17 protein-coding genes are annotated in these 18,312 nt (G+C 71.0%); 10 read left to right on the top strand and 7 right to left on the bottom strand.

Translation table 11 applies throughout. The features are described 5' to 3' along the window. Positions 1 to 12: 12 nt before the first annotated feature. The 6 genes from Mco01_RS39320 to Mco01_RS27715 all read left to right on the top strand — a co-directional run bounded on the left by Mco01_RS39320 (position 13) and on the right by Mco01_RS27715 (position 7,447). Positions 13 to 1,482 carry an FG-GAP repeat domain-containing protein gene (locus Mco01_RS39320; protein ID WP_239103957.1) on the top strand — a complete coding sequence of 490 codons (1,470 nt, stop codon included), beginning with the start codon at positions 13 to 15 and terminating at the stop codon, positions 1,480 to 1,482. A 123-nt stretch (positions 1,483 to 1,605) separates the two neighbouring features. Further along, the gene (gene sigK, locus Mco01_RS27735; RefSeq protein WP_204059797.1) at positions 1,606 to 2,211 is read left to right on the top strand and encodes an ECF RNA polymerase sigma factor SigK; all 606 of its coding nucleotides are present in this window, start codon (positions 1,606 to 1,608) and stop codon (positions 2,209 to 2,211) included. Continuing rightward, positions 2,208 to 2,969, top strand: coding sequence for an anti-sigma factor (locus Mco01_RS27730; protein ID WP_204059796.1), 762 nt, complete (start codon positions 2,208 to 2,210; stop codon positions 2,967 to 2,969). The genes sigK and Mco01_RS27730 overlap by 4 nt, the downstream gene beginning before the upstream one ends. Before the next feature lie 189 nt (positions 2,970 to 3,158). Continuing rightward, the gene (locus tag Mco01_RS27725; protein ID WP_204059795.1) at positions 3,159 to 4,541 is read left to right on the top strand and encodes a DUF4331 domain-containing protein; all 1,383 of its coding nucleotides are present in this window, start codon (positions 3,159 to 3,161) and stop codon (positions 4,539 to 4,541) included. 57 nt (positions 4,542 to 4,598) lie between these two features. Continuing rightward, positions 4,599 to 5,888: a tetratricopeptide repeat protein gene (locus Mco01_RS27720; protein WP_204059794.1), complete on the top strand. Its 1,290-nt coding sequence runs from the start codon at positions 4,599 to 4,601 to the stop codon at positions 5,886 to 5,888. Further along, positions 5,888 to 7,447: a High-affinity nickel-transporter gene (locus Mco01_RS27715; RefSeq protein ID WP_239103955.1), complete on the top strand. Its 1,560-nt coding sequence runs from the start codon at positions 5,888 to 5,890 to the stop codon at positions 7,445 to 7,447. Before Mco01_RS27720 ends, Mco01_RS27715 begins: the two co-directional genes overlap by 1 nt. Positions 7,448 to 7,486: 39 nt before the next feature. Here the strand turns inward: Mco01_RS27715 and Mco01_RS27710 are convergent, their stop codons facing one another. The 3 genes from Mco01_RS27710 to Mco01_RS27700 all read right to left on the bottom strand — a co-directional run bounded on the left by Mco01_RS27710 (position 7,487) and on the right by Mco01_RS27700 (position 9,957). Then, positions 7,487 to 8,020 (bottom strand): pyridoxamine 5'-phosphate oxidase family protein, encoded by a 534-nt coding sequence (locus Mco01_RS27710; protein WP_204059793.1) that lies wholly within the window; start codon positions 8,018 to 8,020, stop codon positions 7,487 to 7,489. Between the two features lie 54 nt (positions 8,021 to 8,074). After that, positions 8,075 to 9,166 carry a serine hydrolase domain-containing protein gene (locus Mco01_RS27705; RefSeq protein WP_204059792.1) on the bottom strand — a complete coding sequence of 364 codons (1,092 nt, stop codon included), beginning with the start codon at positions 9,164 to 9,166 and terminating at the stop codon, positions 8,075 to 8,077. Between the two features lie 146 nt (positions 9,167 to 9,312). Next, positions 9,313 to 9,957 carry a TetR/AcrR family transcriptional regulator gene (locus Mco01_RS27700; RefSeq protein WP_204059791.1) on the bottom strand — a complete coding sequence of 215 codons (645 nt, stop codon included), beginning with the start codon at positions 9,955 to 9,957 and terminating at the stop codon, positions 9,313 to 9,315. Positions 9,958 to 10,011: 54 nt separating this feature from the next. Between Mco01_RS27700 and Mco01_RS27695 the strand changes: the two genes are divergently transcribed. Then, positions 10,012 to 10,302, top strand: coding sequence for a hypothetical protein (locus Mco01_RS27695; RefSeq protein WP_204059790.1), 291 nt, complete (start codon positions 10,012 to 10,014; stop codon positions 10,300 to 10,302). A 98-nt stretch (positions 10,303 to 10,400) separates the two neighbouring features. On the opposite strand, the gene Mco01_RS27690 is transcribed toward Mco01_RS27695, so the two are convergent. The 4 genes from Mco01_RS27690 to Mco01_RS27675 form a co-directional block, all read right to left on the bottom strand. Next, on the bottom strand, positions 10,401 to 10,832 hold the full coding sequence (locus Mco01_RS27690) for a PIN domain-containing protein (RefSeq protein WP_204059789.1): 432 nt from the start codon (positions 10,830 to 10,832) through the stop codon (positions 10,401 to 10,403). Then, on the bottom strand, positions 10,825 to 11,094 hold the full coding sequence (locus Mco01_RS27685; RefSeq protein ID WP_204059788.1) for a hypothetical protein: 270 nt from the start codon (positions 11,092 to 11,094) through the stop codon (positions 10,825 to 10,827). The genes Mco01_RS27690 and Mco01_RS27685 overlap by 8 nt, the downstream gene beginning before the upstream one ends. A gap of 170 nt (positions 11,095 to 11,264) precedes the next feature. Continuing rightward, positions 11,265 to 11,762 carry a pyridoxamine 5'-phosphate oxidase family protein gene (locus Mco01_RS27680; protein WP_204059787.1) on the bottom strand — a complete coding sequence of 166 codons (498 nt, stop codon included), beginning with the start codon at positions 11,760 to 11,762 and terminating at the stop codon, positions 11,265 to 11,267. A gap of 104 nt (positions 11,763 to 11,866) precedes the next feature. After that, a complete protein-coding gene (locus tag Mco01_RS27675) occupies positions 11,867 to 12,826 on the bottom strand; it encodes a helix-turn-helix transcriptional regulator (RefSeq protein WP_204059786.1) in 960 nt (319 codons plus the stop codon). Between the two features lie 57 nt (positions 12,827 to 12,883). Between Mco01_RS27675 and Mco01_RS27670 the strand changes: the two genes are divergently transcribed. The 3 genes from Mco01_RS27670 to Mco01_RS27660 all read left to right on the top strand — a co-directional run bounded on the left by Mco01_RS27670 (position 12,884) and on the right by Mco01_RS27660 (position 18,280). Beyond that, positions 12,884 to 14,077 carry an epoxide hydrolase family protein gene (locus tag Mco01_RS27670; RefSeq protein WP_204059785.1) on the top strand — a complete coding sequence of 398 codons (1,194 nt, stop codon included), beginning with the start codon at positions 12,884 to 12,886 and terminating at the stop codon, positions 14,075 to 14,077. A gap of 70 nt (positions 14,078 to 14,147) precedes the next feature. Further along, complete coding sequence (locus Mco01_RS27665; protein WP_204059784.1) at positions 14,148 to 14,990, top strand: NAD(P)H-binding protein; 843 nt, start codon at positions 14,148 to 14,150, stop codon at positions 14,988 to 14,990. Between the two features lie 692 nt (positions 14,991 to 15,682). Continuing rightward, the gene (locus tag Mco01_RS27660) at positions 15,683 to 18,280 is read left to right on the top strand and encodes an RICIN domain-containing protein (RefSeq protein WP_204059783.1); all 2,598 of its coding nucleotides are present in this window, start codon (positions 15,683 to 15,685) and stop codon (positions 18,278 to 18,280) included. Positions 18,281 to 18,312 lie beyond the last annotated feature (32 nt).

Genomic DNA, 18,312 nt, shown 5'->3' with positions numbered 1-18,312 from the left:
ACCCGGGCGCAGGTGCGGTTCGCCGACGTCAACGGCGACGGACGGGCCGACTACCTCGTGGTCGGCGACCAGGGGCAGGTCAGGGCGTGGTTCAACGCCGGGGACCACTGGACGTACCAGGGCGAGATCGCCTCGGGTGTCGGAGCGCTGGGGGACCAGGTCCGGTTCGCCGACATCGACGTCGACGGACGGGCCGACTGTCTGGTAGTCGGCGACCAGGGGCAGGTGCGCGCCTGGCTGAACAACATCGGTGGCAGCGGCGCGCCCTGGACCTACCAGGGCGAGATCGCCTCGGGTGTCGGCGTGCCCGGCGACCAGGTGCGGTTCGCCGACGTCAACGGCGACGGCCGCGACGACTACCTCGTCGTCGGCGACCAGGGCCAGGTCCGCGCCTGGCTCAACACCGTCGAGGCCGACAGGCCGTGGACGTACCAGGGCGAGATCGCCGCGAGCACCGGCGCCGCCCGCTCCCAGGTGAACCTGGCCGACGTGGACGGCAACGGCCGCGACGACTACCTGGTCGTCTACGGCGCCGGCGCGGTCACCGCCTGGCTGAACGACCGGTTCGGCCGCGCCGACCCGTGGGACTACCAGGGCCGGATCGCCTCCAGCAGCGCCACCCGCGAGCAGGTCCGGTTCGCCGACCTGACCGGCGACGGTCGCGACGACTACCTCGTGGTCGGCACCGACGGCCAGGTCACGGCCTGGTGGAACGTCCTCGACGGCGACCATGTCGGCTGGGACTACCAGGGCCGCATCGCCACGGGCGCCGGTCCCCGCGACCGGGTGCGGTTCGCCGACGTCGACGGCGACGGCCGAGACGACTACCTGGTGCTGGGCGACCAGGGCCAGGTGGACGCCTGGCGGTACACCGGGTCCGGGTGGGCCCACCAGGGCGTGATCGCCTCCGGCGTGGGCGCGAGCCCCGACCAGGTGCGGTTCGCCGACGTCAACGGCGACGGCCGAGACGACTACCTCGTGGTCGACGCCCAGGGCCGGGTCCGGTCCTGGCTCAACGACCGCGGCGCTCGCGGCGCCCCCTGGAAGAGCGAGGGCCAGATCGCCGACGGTGTCGGCGCGGCCGGGAGCACCGTGACCTTCGCCGACGTCAACGGCGACCGCCGCGACGACTACCTGGTGATGGGGGAGTACGGGCAGATCCGCGCCTGGATCAACAACCGCGGCGGCCAGGGCGGGGCATGGCTGTCGCTGGGCGAGATCGCCTCGGGCGTCGGCGCCCCCCGGAGCCAGGTCGACCTGGCCGAGATCAACGGCGACCGGCGGGCCGACTATCTCGTCATCGACGACGGAGGCGGCGTCCGAGCCTGGTACAACAACCAGGCCGCACCGGGCTCTGCCGGCGCGGCGCTCGGCACCACCACCCCGATGCGGAACGACCCCAGCCCGCCCCCGCCCGCGGGCGACAACGGCGCGGCCGCGGCCACCGGAATCCCCATCTGCGTGGCCGACCGCTGCTCCTGATCGCCTGCTGATTGTCCGAGCCGGCGGCGCGGGGGAGTATCGGCCCCGGAACGCGTACCAATCCGCCGGCCCGTCGGCTCCGAAGGGCAGGCGACGACGTGTGGGCGTGGCGGAGGAGGCGGCATGGGCCCGGACAGACCGACCGTGCGACCAGGGGACGACCGGCCGTCCGGGCGAGCCGGCGATGGAGGACTGGAGCGATTGATGGGGCGGGTGGCCCGGGGGGACCACGCCGCGTTCGAGGAGGTGTACGACCAGGTCGCCGGCCAGGTCTACGGGCTGGTGCTGCGGGTGCTGCGGAATCCGGCGCAAAGCGAGGAGGTCGCTCAGGACGTGCTGGTGGAGGTGTGGCGCAGCGCTGCCCGGTACGACCCGTCCAAGGGGTCGGCGAGGGCGTGGGTGATGACCGTCGCACACCGTCGCGCGGTGGACCGGGTCCGTTCGGCGCAGGCGGCGGCGACCCGCGAGGAACGGGTGGCCCGCCTGGACGTGCGCCGGCCCTTCGACGAGGTCGCCGACTCGGTGGAGAGGACGCTGGACGTCGAACGGCTGCGCCGCTGCCTGAACGGGCTGACCGAGTTGCAGCGGGAATCGGTGACGTTCGCCTACTACGAGGGCTACACCTATCGCGAGGTGGCCGAACTGCTGAAGGTGCCGCTGGCGACCGTGAAGACCCGGATGCGCGACGGACTGATCCGGATGCGCGACTGCCTGGGGGTGGAACGATGACCGGGGCCGGTGGATACGACCCGCACAGACTGGCGGGCGCCTACGCGCTCGACGCGATGGACGACGACCTCGAACGGCTCCGCTTCGAGGAGCATCTGCGCACCTGCGACGAATGCGCCCAGGAGGTGCGGGGCCTGACGGAGACCGCCGCCCGGCTGGGGCAGGCCGTCGCCGCGGAGCCGCCGCCCGGCATGCGCGCCGCGGTGCTGGCCGAGATCGGACAGGTGCGTCAGCTCCCTCCCACGGTCGGCGTCCCGCCGGGCGGTCGTCGTCTCTCCAGGAGGGGCGGGGCGGCATGGTGGCCGCGCGTCACCGCGGGGCTGGCCGCCGCGGGGGTGGCCGCGTCCGTGGCGCTCGGCGCGGTCGCCGTCCGCACGCAGGACGAGCTGGAGCGCGTCAGAGCCGATGACCGCGGGGTCGTGGCGGTGCTGGCGGCGCCGGACGCCCGCACCGTGTCCGCGACGGCGGGGCGCGGCGCCACCGGGACGGCCGTGGTCTCCCGTTCCCAGGGCAGACTGGTGTTCGTCTCGTCGGGGCTGGCGGCGCTGCCGCCGTCCCAGACCTACCAGCTGTGGCGGATCGCTCCCGGCGCGATCCGGTCGGCGGGGCTGCTGCGTCCCGACGACTCCGGCCGGGTGCCTCCGGTGATCGTCGACACCGCCGGCGTCGAGCAGGTAGGGGTGACCGTCGAACCGGCCGGCGGGTCGGCGCAGCCCACCACGCGGCCGATGCTGCTGCTCGACCTCACCTCGGCCTGACCGCATCGGCACGGCCCTCGGACCCCGCACGGGACCGGGGGCCGTGCCATTTCCTTCGCGGGAGATTCTCGGACCAATCCCCGGGCCCACCGGCGGCGAACGAGAGACAGGAATCCGGCCGGTTCCTTTCCTCCGTACCGCATCGACCGGCCACTCGCGTGGACGGGAGCCGAAAGGACCCAGCAGACAATGGAGCTCCGAATCAGTCGGCGCGTTCTCATCGCCCTCGGCACGGCAGGCGTGGTGACCGCGTCCTCGCTCGCCCTGCTCCGAGCGGAGACCGGCGTGGCGTCCTCGCATCGCGAGGCCCCCATGATCGCGGGCGACCCCCGCAACGACAACACCGACGTGTACGCCTTCGTCAGCCCGGACAAGCCCGACACGGTCACCCTGATGGCCAACTTCATCCCGTTCGAGGAGCCGACCGGCGGCCCGAACTTCTACCAGTTCGACACCGGCTCGCGCTACTCCATCAAGATCGACAGCAATGGCGACGCGAGGCCCGACGTCACCTACGAGTGGACCTTCCGCAACGAGGACCGGCGGAACACGGGCACCTTCCTCTACGACAACGGTCCGGTCACCTCGCTGAACGACAAGAACCTGCTGTTGAGGCAGCGATACACGCTCAAGAGGATCACCCCCGGCGGGGTGCGGACGCTCGTCTCGAACGGCGTCGTGGCGCCGAGCGACACCGGCCCCGCCTCGATGCCCGACTACGCCGGACTGCGCGCCCAGTCCATCAGGAGCCTGCCCGGCGGCGGCAAGGCGTTCGCCGGGCAGGCCGACGAGGCGTTCTTCGCCGACCTGCGGGTCTTCGACCTGCTCTACGGCGGCAACCTGTCGGAGGTCGGCCGGGACACACTCAAGGGCTACAACGTGCACAGCCTGGCCCTGCAGGTGCCCAAGCGCGAGGTCGCGCTGCGCGCCGACGCGCGCCGCAACCCGGTCATCGGCGTCTGGTCGACCGTCGACAAGTGGAGCCCACGGGGGTACGTCCAGGTTTCCCGCCTGGGCCAGCCCCTGGTCAACGAGGTCGTCGTCCCGGCCGGGCTAAAGGACGCGTTCAACGCGCTGCCGCCGAGGAACGACGCCGACGTCCCGGCCGTCGTCAAGCGCGTCACCGAGCCCGAGGTGCCGAGGCTCCTTGAGGCCATCTACGGCCTCAAGGCGCCGAAGACCCCTCGGAACGACCTGGTCGAGATCTTCCTGACCGGCATCGCCAAGGCCAACGGCCCGATCAAGGCCGATCTCAACTCGCAGAGTCTGAACAAGGACGCGGGCAGGCTGCGTCCTTCGGAGATGCTGCGGCTGAACATGTCCATCCCGCCCGCGGCGAACCCGAACCGGCTCGGCGTGCTCGCCGGCGACCTGCAGGGCTTCCCGAACGGGCGCCGTCTGGGCGACGACGTGGTGGACATCGCCCTCCAGGCGATGGCCGGCGCCGGCCAGACCGGCAAGCTGGTCGACGCCCTGGCCGCCGGCGACAAGGTGGACCAGAACGACAAGCCGTTCACCACGCGGTTTCCCTACATCCCGCTGCCCGGCCACGCGTCGGTCAACGCCGGCTGACCGGCGGCGCGGGACCCGGTCCGCCCGGGTCCCGCGCCCGTTCCCGAGGGGATCACCGTGAAGACCTCCGCGACACTCCGGATCGCCGCCGCCGCGCTGGGGCTGGCCTCCGTCCTGACTCTGGGCGCCGCCCTCGTCACCGGCGAGCGGTCGTCGCCGCCCGTCACCGACGGGGCGCAGACCACCGAGATCCCGGTCTCCGTCGTCTCGCTGAAGGACGCGATCCGGGCGCTCACCACCCGGCTCCGGCGTCTCCCTGGCGACTACCAGGCCTGGGCCCAGCTCGGCTCCGCCTACGTCCAGCAGGCGCGCCTGACCGCCGACCCGTCCTTCTACCCACGGGCCGAGCGGGCGCTGGCCCGCTCCGTCGCCCTGCGCCCCGGCAACTTCGCGGCGCTCACCGGTCAGGCCGCGCTCGCCGCAGGCCGCCACGACTTCGCCAAGGCCGTACGGCTGGCCCGGCAGTCGGAGGCCGCCAACCCGTACGGCCAGGGCGCCCAGGCGGTGCTCGCCGACGCCTACACCCAGCTCGGGCGGTACGGCGACGCCACGCGGGCGATCGACAGGATGATGGCGCTGCACCCCGGCGTCGCGGCCTTCACGCGGGCGTCCTACGACGCCGAGATCCGCGGCGACCGCGCCACGGCCCGCCGCATGCTGGAGCACGCCCTCGACGACGCGTTCTCGCCCGCCGACATCGCCTACTGCCACCACTACCTGGGCGAGCTGGCCCTGCACTCCGGTGACCTGAGAGGTGCCACCGAGCAGTACCGCCTCGCGCTGAAGGCCGCCCCCGACTTCACCCCCGCCCTCGCGGGAACCGCCAGGGCCGCCGCCCTCGGCGGCCGGCTGGCCGAGGCGGCCGGCCTCTACCAGACCGTGGTCGCCCGGCTGCCGCTCGCCCAGTACGTCATCGAGTACGGCGAGGTGCTGACGGCGGAGGGCGGCGACCCTGCGGACCAGTGGACGCTGCTGCGCGCCCAGCGCGACCTGATGAAGGCCGCCGGGGTCAGGGACGACCTGACCTGGGCCGAGTACGAGGCCGACCACGGCTCTCCCGCGCTGGCGGTGGAACACGCCCGCGCCGAGTACGCCCGCAATCCGAGCGTGGTCGCCGCCGACGCCCTCGCCTGGGCCCTGCACCGCGACGGCCGCGACCGGGAGGCGCTTCCGTACGCCCGCACGGCCACCTCCACCGGCTGGCGCAACGCGCTGCTCCACCACCACCGCGCGGAGATCGAGCGCGCCCTCGGGATGAACGAGGACGCACGGAGATCCGCCGCCAGGGTCCGCGACGCCGACCCCGCCTTCTCACCCGATCTTCCCGCGCTGGCGAGGTTCTCATGATGCTCAAAAGGACTCTCGGTACGGCGGCCGCGGCGGCCGGCCTGACGCTGGGCGCGATGCTCGGCGTGACCGCGGCCCCCGCCGCCGCCGTGCCCCTGCACCCCTTGGGCAACTTCACCGTCAACCACTACAACGGCCTGCGGATCACCCCGGACGGGGTCGCGAACCTGGCGATCGTGGACAGCGCGGAGTTGCCCACGCTGCAGGCCCGCCCCGTCGTCGACGCCGACCGATCGGGAACGGTGTCCGACGCCGAGCGGTCGGCGTACGGCATGGCCAGATGCCGCGAGCTCGCCGCCGCGCAGCGGCTCACGGTGAACGGGACCCTGACGCCGTGGCGGATCTCCGCGGCCGGCTTCGCCTACGCGCCGGGGCAGGGCGGGCTGCCGACCAGCCGTCTGACGTGCCGGCTGTCAGCGTCCACGGCGACCCGGGGGACGGTCGAGTTCGGTGACGCCTTCCTCGCCGACCGGCTGGGCTGGCGGGAGATCACCGCCGTCGCCACGGATGGGGTGCGTCTGGTGCGCTCGCCTGTTCCCGGCACGAGCGTCAGCGAGCAACTGCGCGTCTATCCCGGCGACCTGCTGGCGAGCCCGCTCGACCAGCGTACGGCGGAGCTGCGCGTCGCCACCGGGACCGGGCCGATCGCGGCCGCGTCGCCTCTGACGGCCGGCGGACCGGTCGCACACGCACTGGCCGCTCTGGACGAGACGTTCACCGGGCTGGTCGGCACCGAGTCACTGACCGTGCCGCTGGGCCTGCTGGCCGTCCTCCTGGCCACGCTGCTCGGCGCCGGCCACGCTCTGGCCCCGGGCCACGGCAAGACCATCATGGCCGCCTACCTCGCCGGGCGGCGAGGCCGTCCGCGTGACGCGCTGATCGTCGGCGCCACGGTGACCGGCACCCACACCCTCGGCGTTCTCGTGGCCGGCCTGCTGCTGACCGTCTTCTCCACCCTCACCGGCGAGTCGGTGGTCCGCTGGCTCGGACTGGCCGGCGGCCTGCTGATCACCGCGATCGGCGCGGGTCTCCTGAGGTCGGCCTGGCAGGGCCGTCATGGCCACGAACCCGGTCATCACGAGCACGGCCATGGACACGGCCATGGACACGGCCATGGACACGGCCACGGCCACGGCCACGTGCACGGTGCCGGTGACGGACCTCGGAGCCCGGAGAGCGGCGGGGTGGCGCTCCTGGAGCGGGAGCGAGGAGATCACGGGCGGAAGGAGCGAGGCTCGCGCCGCGGGCTCGTGGGCATGGGCGTGGCCGGGGGACTGGTGCCCAGCCCGTCGGCGCTCGTCGTCCTGCTCGGCGCGGTCGCGCTCGGCCGCACCTGGTTCGGGATCGCCCTCGTGTTCGCCTACGGCATCGGGATGGCCGCCTCGCTCACCGCCGCGGGGCTGCTCCTGGTCAGGCTGGCCGGATCGCTGCACCGGGTCGCGGTGAGGAGCCACGGCGTGGCGGCCCGTCTGTCGGCGGTGGCGCCGATCGTCACCGCCTGCGTCGTCGTCGTGCTCGGCCTGGGCCTGGCGCTCCGCGGCCTCACCGGAACCGCCTGACCAGGGTCCCCGAGCCGGTGGCAGCCAGGCGCTGTGCCCTCACCTCCACCGGTAGCGGGTCTGGGACGAGTGGGTACCGGTGGCGAAGGCGAACCCCTTGTCCGGCTGGACCCGGTAGAGCTGAACATTCCCGGTCCGAACGGCGTCGCCCAGTTGGTACCAGGTTCCGTCCTCGCGGGTGAGCTGCCAGCCATAGGCCTGTTCGAACGCGGTCGCCACGGTCTGCCTGGTGGCCGGGTCGGTGACCAGCCTCGCGGTGCCTTCGATGACGTAGTCCACGCCGGTCAGGGTGTCGGTTCCGGTGGTCAGCGCGCAGTAGGGGTTGGCGCTGAGGTTCTTGGCCTTCTGCTCGCCGTCGCCGGTGGTGAACCACATCGCGCCGAGCGTCCAGATCGCCAGCAACGGTGTCACGTGGGGGCGGCCGTCCCGGCGTACGGTGCACAGCTGGAATTTCTGGATCCGGCGCAGTGCCCACTCCGTCGTCTCCCACGGCGTCGGGCTGGCGCCGGGCGAGGAGAACGGGCCGAGGCTGGTCTGCGGCGTGGTCGAGTCGCCGGTCGTATGAGCGGACATGAACCTCTCCTTGTGGTCGTCGCGAATTCCACCCCGGGCGCATCCGCGCGGGGGTCAGCGGGCCTCGGCGAGATGGTCGGCCAGGAGCGTGGTGACCGACAGCGCGGTGTCGAAGTTCGGGACGAGCCGGGTTTTCGTCAGCGCGAAGGCGACCCCTCGCGCGGGGTCGGCGTAGGCGTAGCTTCCGCCCCCGCCCGGCCACCCGAACGCCACGGAGTTCTCCTCGGCAGGGGCGCCCACCCTGCCGAGCGGGTAGCCCAGCGCCATCCGCGCCGGATTGCCGAAAACCTGGTCCACCCCCTCGAACGCGACCCGCGGCAGTTCCGCCAACCGCGCGGAATCGACGAGTTCACCCTGCAGCACGGCGTTGTACATCGCGGCAAGCCCGTGCGCGGTGGCCGTACCCACCGACGGGATATCGGCGCCAAGGATCTCGCCGTCGTTGCCGAAATCGGCACTCGGCCGGCCTTCCCACGGTGCGAGGATCGCGTCACCGTCGTCCGGGCCGGCAGGCCATTGCCCCGCCTGGTGCTCCAGACGCGCCAACCCCGGCAACGACTCCTTCGGAACGGCGAAGTACAGCTGCCCCTCGATACCGAGCGGCACAGTGATCCATTCACGCAGGAGCTCGCCCATGGACCGCCCGGTCGCGCGGCGGGCCAGCTCGCCGACGAGATAGCCGAAGGTGTAGGAGTGATAGCCCGTGGCGGCGCCCGGCCGCCAGCGCGGCCCGGCAGCGGCGAGCGCCTCACATACCCTGGACCAGTCGGGAAGCTCAGCCGGGGTGATCTCGCGCGGCATGGCCGGCAGACCCACCGTGTGGGTCAGTATGTGCCGCAGTGTCGCTGTGGCCTTGCCGCGCACACCGAACTCGGGCCACAGGTCGACGACCGGGCTGTCGTAGTCGAGAAACCCACGCGCCACGAGCAGATGCGCGAGCGTGGCCGACACGTTCTTGCCGGTGGAGAAACTGAAGATCGGCGTGCTGGAGGTGAGCGGCCGGCCGGTGGCCGGGTCGGCCGTGCCGGCCACCGCGTCGACGATCAGCACGCCGTCCTTGTAGACGGCGACCTGCACACCGGTCTCCGCGCCGGTACCGACCAGCGTGTCGATATGACGCTGAAGCTGTTCCTGGATCCCACCCACCGCAGGCCTCGTCACTTCCCCGGCCGCGCAGGAATCGCCCCTGCCGCCCGGCCGAAAACGGTGTGCCGCCCGCCCCAGCATGCCAGCCCGGTGGCACGGGGGTCTCGAAATGGGCTGCGGCCGGTCGGTGGTCTCCGGCCCGAACGTCAGACGATGAGCAGCCGACGCCAGGTGTCGGCCAGCCACGCGGTGAACCGCTCCGCGGGCCAGCCCCGGTCCTCGACCAGCAGGCAGTAGAACTCCGGCGAGTTGGTCGCCCAGACGACGTCGGCGATCTCGTCCACGTCGATCCCCGGCCGCACCTGTCCGGTGTCGACGAGGTCCTGTGCCAGCTCCCGCATGTTCACCGCACGCCGGTGCGCGATGTCCTGCCAGACCTCGCGGACCTCCGGATGCGTCGCAGTCTGGGCGACGCGCAGCAGCGGCGCCAGCCTGCTGTGGATCTCCCCGATCGCCTGCGCGTATATCTCCAGCTTGCGCCCGGCGTCGGGTTCGGCGCGGATGGCCTGGACGTACCCGCGTTGCCGGGCGGGAACGGCCCGGTCGGTGCCGGACAGCGCGGTCTCCACCAGCTCCAGGAAGAGCGCGGGCTTGCGGCCCACAGCGGCGTAGACGGTGTCCAGGGCGACGCCGGACCGCTCGGCGATGTCGTTCATCGTCGTGGCCGCGTAGCCGCGGGCGGTGAACAACTCGCGGGCCGCCTCCAGGATGGCCCGCCGGTTGGCCTCGGCCGCCTCCCGTCGCCCGCTGGCGTCGTATCGCCTCTTGACCTGTCCTGGCACGGGGCTCATGCTAACACTATTCGTCCGAAGGCATTTCGGATCAAAGTCGCTGGGGAGGTCCCCATGGCACACGCGTTCACCTACGAGGTCCCGATCGGGCCCGACATCTACGCCCGCATCAAGGAGGGGCTGGGACCCGAGCCGCCCAAGGGGCTCATCGCGCATCTGGCCTACCGCACCGGCAACGGCCTGCGTTACGTCGACGTGTGGGAGTCCGAGGCCGACTGGCAGACGTTCGTCGAGGAACGCCTCCACCCGGTCGTCGACAGCGTCCTGACCGAGGCACTCGGATTCCGCCCGCCCGAACCCCCACTCGAGCGGCTCGACCTCGTCGACGCCTGGATCGGAGCCTGAAACGAGGCCGTCACCCTCCTTGCTCTGCCGGCGTCACCGCAGAGGATCCCGCGGGGAGCGACTCCCGGCGGGAGTCCTCGACCGGCGCGGTCGTGCGATCAGTCGTCAGGGTCGGCGATCTCGATGACGTGCAGGGGGTTGCCCAGGGCGCGAGACGGCTGCTGCCATTTGCCGCCGCGCAGGGTGAGGATCGGGCAGATCGACACGTCCGCGATGGCGGCGGCGTGAGCGTCGTAGACGTCGAGTCCGGTCACAGCCATCGTGTCGACGAGCTTGGAGGATTGGGCGACCCCGTCCAGCGGGGCGACGACGGCGTGCTCGAACGCGGCCAGGCCGGCGAGGAGAGCCTGAGCGTCCGGCGAGCCGCGGCCGTCGAGGAGCGCCCCGGCGGCCGCCAGCGCGGGGACGATGATTGGTTGCCCCGCCTGGTCGAGGTCCTGCAGGAGGCCGATCAGATCGGCGTCGCCTCGGGCGACGTCGGCCAGCACGCTGGTGTCGAGGATGTACGGCGTGGGGGTTAGGTCACTCACCTGATGCCGCCGGGAACCCGTGCTCGGCGAGCTGGCGGTTCACGTGCCGCATCATGCGGGCCACCCGGACCGGGTCGGCCTGACGAGCGCGTTCGCGCAGCAGCGCCAGCGCACGCTGATCAGTGATGCGCTTTTCCGCGATGGCGTCGTTGAAGACGGCGGCCACGCTGGTGGCCTTACCGGCGGCGACGAGGTGCTCGGCGTATTCGAGGACGTCGGGGTCCACGGTGATGGTGATCCGCGCCTTTCGATCTCCGCTCATACCCGGGATCATACTCATGCCGGCCGTCCCTGTGCCTGGATGGTCGGATATACACGGCGCGGATCCGATGATCCGGGAAACCGGCCATGGCGCCGGGCCGGGACCGGTGCAGGCCGAACGGTTCAGCGAGGAGCATCAGGGCAGCCACGCCATGCGCGCCCGGGCAGTGTTCAGGCGCGCTCACGCTCGGCCCGCTGCCGGATCAGCTCCTCGACCGCGCTCGGCAGGGTCGTCTCGAAGTCGATCAGCTTCGCCCACGTCGGCGTCACCACGATCCGGACCATGCCGTCGTAGAGCGAGCGGACCTCGGCCTCCCACTCGATGCGCTGCTCGGGCGTCATCTCGTACGAGCCGTTCATGTGGAGGTACTCGTCCGGGATGCCGTCGACGACGTCCAGCTCGGCCCGGCCGCGGATCAAAAGGATCTTGGGCGGGTGCACCTCGGTGTCGATCGTCAGGGCGACCATCGGGTTCTCGCGCAGAGCCGGGAGCTTCGGGGCGTTCTTCGTGGTGCACATGACGATCTCCGAACCGTTCCAGGTGAACGCGATCGGGACGTTCCTGGGCGTGCCGTCCTTGGCCACGTAGCCCAGCCGGGTGATGTCCCGTGCCAGCAGCTCTCGGCTGATCGGCCGGTCCAGGATCTCGGTGATCTCGTTCGCTCGCATGGCGTCCCTCCAGGGTCGTTGTCGTGATCCGCCCCTGGGACGGAGCCGCCGGAGCATTCTCGACATCCGCCGGCCCCCGAGTTCCCAGGCTTTTATGCGGACGATCAGCGCGTGGTGGCGCGGTGGTAGCGGTCGGCGAGGACACGTACGAGTTCGACCAGTTCCGGCGGTTCTGTCACCGTGAAGTCGATGCCGAGCAGGCCGAGGTGGACGGCGAGCGCCTCGACGCTGTCGGCGCCGGTGTCCAGCAGGCACCGGGTGTCGTCAACCGGCGTGACGGTGCCGATGGCCGCGTTGATCCGTTCGGCGACCACATCGGCCGGGGCGTGCAGGGTGACCTGGGCCCGGTACCGCCAGGCGGCCGACGACACTCCCCGGCGCACCTGGTTGACGGGGTCCTCCTGCAGCTCGCGGGGGGTGAACCGGGGACCCGTCGGGGTACGCGGACTGATCCGGTCGACCCGGTACGTCCGCCAGTCGGCCCGCGCGACGTCGAAGCCGATGAGGTACCACCGTCGCCCCCAGTTGACCAGCCGGTAGGGCTCGACGTCCCGCCGGCTGTCCGAGCCGTCGTGACTGCGGTAGTCGAACCGCAGCCGCTCATGGTCCCGGCAGGCGGTGGCGATCGTGGTCAGGGTGTCCGCGTCGACCCGCGGGCCGGGCTCATCCCTGGGCACCGCGACGGCGTACTGCTGGAGGGTGCTGACCCGGCGCCGGAGCCGGGACGGCAAGACCTGTTCCAGCTTGGCGAGCGCCCGCAGGGAGGTCTCCTCGACCCCCGTGATGGTGCCACCGGCGGCGGTCCGCAGCCCGATCGCGACGGCGACCGCCTCCTCGTCGTCGAGCAGCAGCGGCGGCAGCGTGGCACCGGCGCCGAGCCGGTAGCCGCCCACGGCGCCCCGGCTGGCGTGCACCGGATAGCCGAGGTTCCGCAGGCGATCCACGTCGTTGCGGACGGTCCGGGTGCTGACCGACAGCCGCTCGGCCAACTCGGAGCCGGTCCACTCGCGGGGTGTCTGCAACAGGGAGAGCAGGCGCAGCAGCCGCGCCGAGGTTTCCAACATTCCCTGAAGTCTGCCAGGCCATTAGGAACGGGCCTTACCTAATTGCTCTCTACCGTGATGACCATGACGAACGACAACGCCATCACTCCGTTCCGGATCGACGTCCCCCAGTCCGATCTTGACGACCTCCAGCAGCGGCTGGCCCGGACCCGGTGGGCGGAGGAGCTGTCCCTGGACGTTTCGGCGGCACCGGCCGGGCCCGTGCCGCCCGGGTGGGAGTACGGCGTTCCGGTGGGCTACGTCAAGGGGCTGGTCGAACGGTGGCGCACCGGATACGACTGGCGGGCCTGGGAGGCGAAGCTCAACGCGTACCCGCAGTTCACCACCGAGATCGACGGCCAGAGCGTCCACTTCCTGCACGTCCGGTCACCGGAGCCGGATGCGACGCCGCTGATCCTGACCCACGGTTGGCCGACGACCGTGGTCGAGTGGCTGGACGTGATCGGCCCGCTCACCGACCCCCGCGCCCACGGTGGCGACCCGGCGGACGCCTTCCATCTGGTCATCCCGTCGGTGCCGGGCTTCGGCTTCTCCGGCCCGACCCGGGAGCCGGGCTGGAACCGCTACCGGGTCGCCCGCGCCTGGGCGGAGCTGATGCGCCGGCTCGGCTACGACCGGTACGGCGCGGCCGGCAACGACGGCGGATCGCTGATCTCACCCGAGGTGGGCCGGGTCGACCCCGACCACGTCTGCGGCGTGCACGTCACGCAGGTCTTCTCGTTCCCGTCCGGGGACCCCGCCGAGCTGGCCGGCCTCTCCGAGGAGGAGCTCGGCAAGCTCCGGTTCGCCGAGTGGTTCACCCAGAACCGCGGGGCATACGACAAGCTCCAGTCCACCGAGCCGCAGAACCTGGCCCACGCCTTGGCGGACTCCCCGGCCGGCCAGCTGGGCTGGAGCGCACAGTTGCTCGGCGGGTCGCTCGATCCCGATTTCGTGCTCACCAACGTGATGATCTACTGGCTGACCAACACGGCCGCCTCATCGGCCCGGTTCTACTACGAGGACGCGGCGGCGGCACCCGTGCAACAGAAGTCGAACGGCCGGGGCACCACCGTGCCGGAACCGACCACCGTCCCCCTCGGCCTGGCGAACTTCGCCTGGGACTACCAGTCGATCCGCACGTTCGCCGAGCGCGACCACAAGAACATCGTCTCCTGGAACGTCTATGACAGCGGCAGCCACTTCGCCGCCCACGACGCCCCGGACCTGCTGGTCGGCGACATCCGGCAGTTCTTCCGCAAGGTCCGCTGACACCGGAAGCAGCATCCTGAACCACGAAATTTCCCTGTCACGCATGTCATCGAATGAAAGGAAACCCTTCATGTATCTGGTCGTTGGCGCCACGGCTCACTTCGGACGTCAGGCGGTTGAGGAGCTTGTCTCCGCTGGGGCGCCGGTGCGTGCGCTGACCCGGTCTCCGGAGAAGGCCGGGCTGCCCGAGGGCGTCGAGGTCGTCCAGGGTGATCTGACCAAGCCCGAGACGCTGCCGACGGTGGTGCAGGATGTCGAGGCCGCCTTCCTGGTCCTCCAGTATGGAATGGATGTCGCTCCGCTCCTGGAGGCCGCGTGCGAGGCCGGGGTGCGGCGGGTGGTGTTCCTGTCGTCGGGGGCCGTCGACGGCGGGGCCGAGCGGCAGCCTGACGTGATCGCCCAGTATCACCGTGACGTCGAGCGGGCCATCGAGGCGTCCGGGATCGAGTGGACGTTCCTGCGGTTGATGTTCCCCGCCATCAACTCGTTGACGTTCGCGATGCAACTGCAGGGCGGCGATGTGATCCGCGCGCCGTACACCAAAGCCGCCTTCAGCGCCGTGCACGAGCGGGACGTCGCCGAGGTGGCCGCGCGGATCCTCACCGGCGGCGGGCACGCGGGCCGGGCCTATGACCTGACCGGCCCCGAGTCGCTGACTCAGGCACAGCAGGTACGCATCCTGGGCGAAACGCTGGGACGGACGCTGACCGTCGAGGACCTCGACCCCGAGCCCGTACTGGCGCAGATGAGCCAGTTCATGGACGCCGAGTTCCTGGCGGCGCTGTTCGGTCTCATGGCGAGGGCGGTCGGGAAGCCGGCGCCGGTCAACGACGTCATCGAGCAGATCACCGGGCATCCGGCGCGCACCTACGCCCAGTGGACCAACGATCACAAGGCCGACTTCGGCGGCTGACCGGCTGGGGCAGGGGACGGAAAACCGCCGCCCCCTGCCCCAGGAACCGAAAGGGGGCCGCAGTGCCGCTACTGCTGGAGCGGCGCGAGCTGAGGCGAGCACTGCTGCCCCCGCCAGATGCTGCTGGAGCGGGTCGACGCGACAGCCGGGGAGACGATCGCCCGAACGCCGGCCGCACCAGCGCCGGGCATCGAATCGAGTCGCTAGAGAGGTCCGACTCCGTCGGGATGTTCCTGCCGCATGCGCTTCGGTTCCCGGTCTCGTGAACCGCTGACACACCCCAGGTACGAGGCATCCGATGTGCTCTGAAAGTTGCATCCGTTCGACTTACTTAAGGTGAATCGGCTGTGGTGGCACCGCATGGCCGAAGTGATCCCATCTCCACTGAACCGTGAGCCTTGACAGGAGGGCATCCGGGGCTTACGTGTGATGTCCGTCCATGCCGTCGAACCGATACGACACACCCCTTACTCGGAGACAGCGTGCCCCGATCAAGCCCTCGGTTCGCGCGGACGAACGGCAACGGCCTGGACAGCCGGCGGCCGGATGAGACGCACATCGCACAAGGGATGCACTCGAAAGGATTACGCGTGAATCGGAGCGATCTTCCTCGTCGCGCCCGACGGCGGTTGAGCAACTGGACGACTGTGGTGGCGTCCTTGCTGGTCGCGATGATCGGAGCTCAACCGGCTGTGGCCGCACAGCGGTCCGCGCCGTCGGCGTCCACCGCGGCAGTTGCCGCCGCCGCTGGGGACATCGACGGCGTCACCGCGGGCAATGCCGCGATCGCCTCGGTCGATCTCGCCGGGACGTGGAGCTTCACGCCGGCGGGCCGGTCGACGACGTCGATCAAGGTACCCGGAGGCGGCTGGTACAAGCAGGGTTTCACCGATGTGTCCCAGGCGGTGTACTCACGTACGGTGACGGTGCCGGACTCGGGACAGCCGCAGTCGACGTGGATCGAGTTCGGCGCCGTGAACCACCAGGCGACCTTGTCGGTGGACGGCCGGGTGGTCGCGACGCAGACCACGGCCTTCACCCCGTCGAAGTTCGACATCAGCGCCTACGCCGCCCCGGGCACCACTCATACGATCACCGTTGACGTGAAGGGCCGCGGCGCGCTGAAGAACCCGGCGAACGGCAAGTACATCGTGCCCGTGGCCGCCGACTGGTCCGAGGCGGTTCCGCAGGGCATTTTCCGCTCCGCGTTCCTGCGGGTGTATCCGGCCGTGTACGTCAGTGACACGTTCATCCGCACGTCGGTGGCGAATCAGACCCTCGGCTACGACGTATGGGTGACCAACGCCTCCGGCAGCGCCCGATCGGTGACGGTGACCGGCGAGCTGTCGTCGGACGGCGGCGGGACGTTCGGTTACCCCGCGTTGCCGTCCCGTACCGTGACCGTGGGGGCGCGGTCGACCGCCAAGGTCACGGTCGATTCCGTCGCGTGGAACCTCGGCAGCACCTCCTACTGGTGGCCGAACGTCCCCTACCGGTCGGGGTATCGAGCCCAGCTCCACCGGCTGAAGGTTCGCGCGACGACCGACGACGGCCGGACAAGTGACGCGACGTACCGGTTCGGGTTCCGGGAGACCACCCAGAACGGCGAGTACTACTACATCAACGGCGTCCGGGTGAACTTCCGCGGTGACAACCTGCAGGGCGCGGACTACGACCGGGTCGACAACGGAGGCAAGGGCGACGCCTACGACACGCTGCCCGGCTTCCTCCCGCCGTCGACGGGCAACGGCGGCTGGCCGCAGGCCGTGGACAACTACCAGCGGCTCAACTACAACGTGGTGCGCATCCACCAGGAGCCGGCCAGCCCGTACATGCTCGACGTGGCCGACGAGATGGGCCTGATGATCATCGACGAGACGGGCATCCGCGGCAGCGCGCAGGACTTCGTCGCGGGGCACGACACCATGGTGGCTCACGCCCGCGCGCTCACCGTGCGGGACCGCAACCATCCCGCCGTCATCCGCTGGAGCCAGGCCAACGAACCGACCTTCGGCAACGACTCCGAGCAGTTCGAGCAGGATCTCTACGCGGCGATGAACGGCGACGACGGCACCCGCCCGGTCAGCCTCGACGCCGCGCCCGGTGCCGACGCACCCAGCCGGTATCCGAACATGAGGTACGGCAACTTCGCGGTCTTCGCGCACTACCTCGACGGCGTCGGGCAGTACGGGGAGCGGTTGGCTCCCGTGACCAGCCGACCCGACGGTGAGGGCGAGTACGTCTGGAACAAGTGCAACACCAAGCAGGGCTTCATGTGGTTCGCCACGGCGACGGCCGCCAAGCGTGGCAAGGATGCCGCCGACCTGCGCCCGTACACGCTGTTGTCCGCGTGGGCCGGTTTCGTGCCCGGGGTGCGTTCCACGGACTTCGTGCCGGAGGAGGGCGGCCATCCGGTCTACGGTGCGGACAACCTGCCCGATCCCTGGAGCAACCCTGAGATCCAGCGCGTCCAAGCCGCGTTCAACCCGGTCACGGCGATCGACCTGCCCTACTGGTCGGCGTCCGGGGTCTCCGACGCCAACGGCACCTTCCCGCTGCCGCAGGCTGTGAACACCTACGCCCCCAACACCTCCGTGACCCGCAACATCACCGTCTTCAACGACGACCTGCGCGGCGCCTCCGTCGGCTTCTCCTGGTCGGCACGGCTCGACCGGCCCGACGGCACCGTGATCGCGTCGGGACAGACCACACTGAACATCCCCCTCGGTTCGCGGGTCACCCAGCCCGTCACCTTCACCACCCCGGCGAGCGGCTCACGGGTGTACCTGGTACTGACGACCACCAAGTCGGGTGCCACGACGTTCACCGACGCGGTCGAGTACTTCACCCTCGCGTCCGGTTCTGGCGGCCCGGTGTCGGGGGCGACCTACCGTATCGTCAACCGCAACAGCGGCAAACCGCTGGCCGTGGCCGGTAACTCGTCCGCCGACGGCGCCAAGGCCGTGCAGCAGACCGGCTCCGCCGCGTGGACCGTCACCAGCGGTCAGGGCGGTGCCTACACCCTGCGCTACGTGCCCACCGGCAAGGTCCTCGACGTCAACGGCGGCAGTACGACCCAAGGGCTGCAACTGCAGCAGTGGACCGCCAACGGCGGCACCAACCAGCTGTGGTACCTGCGGTCCACCGGCGACGGCTATTACACGATCGTCAGCTACAGCAGCGGGCTGTTGGCGGACGTGTATGGCGCGTCGACCTCCGACGGCGCCCAGGTCGTGCAGTGGACCGCCAACGGCGGCGCCAACCAGCAATGGCAGTTGGTCCCGGCCTGAGATCACCTGGGGCGGCCCGGCCACGGCGGCCG

Origin of the sequence: Microbispora corallina, from assembly GCF_016863035.1 — a bacterium.
Taxonomy (GTDB): domain Bacteria; phylum Actinomycetota; class Actinomycetes; order Streptosporangiales; family Streptosporangiaceae; genus Microbispora; species Microbispora corallina.
Note: the sequence above shows the minus strand (reverse complement) of the source record. Positions and strands in the feature narration are given on the sequence as shown.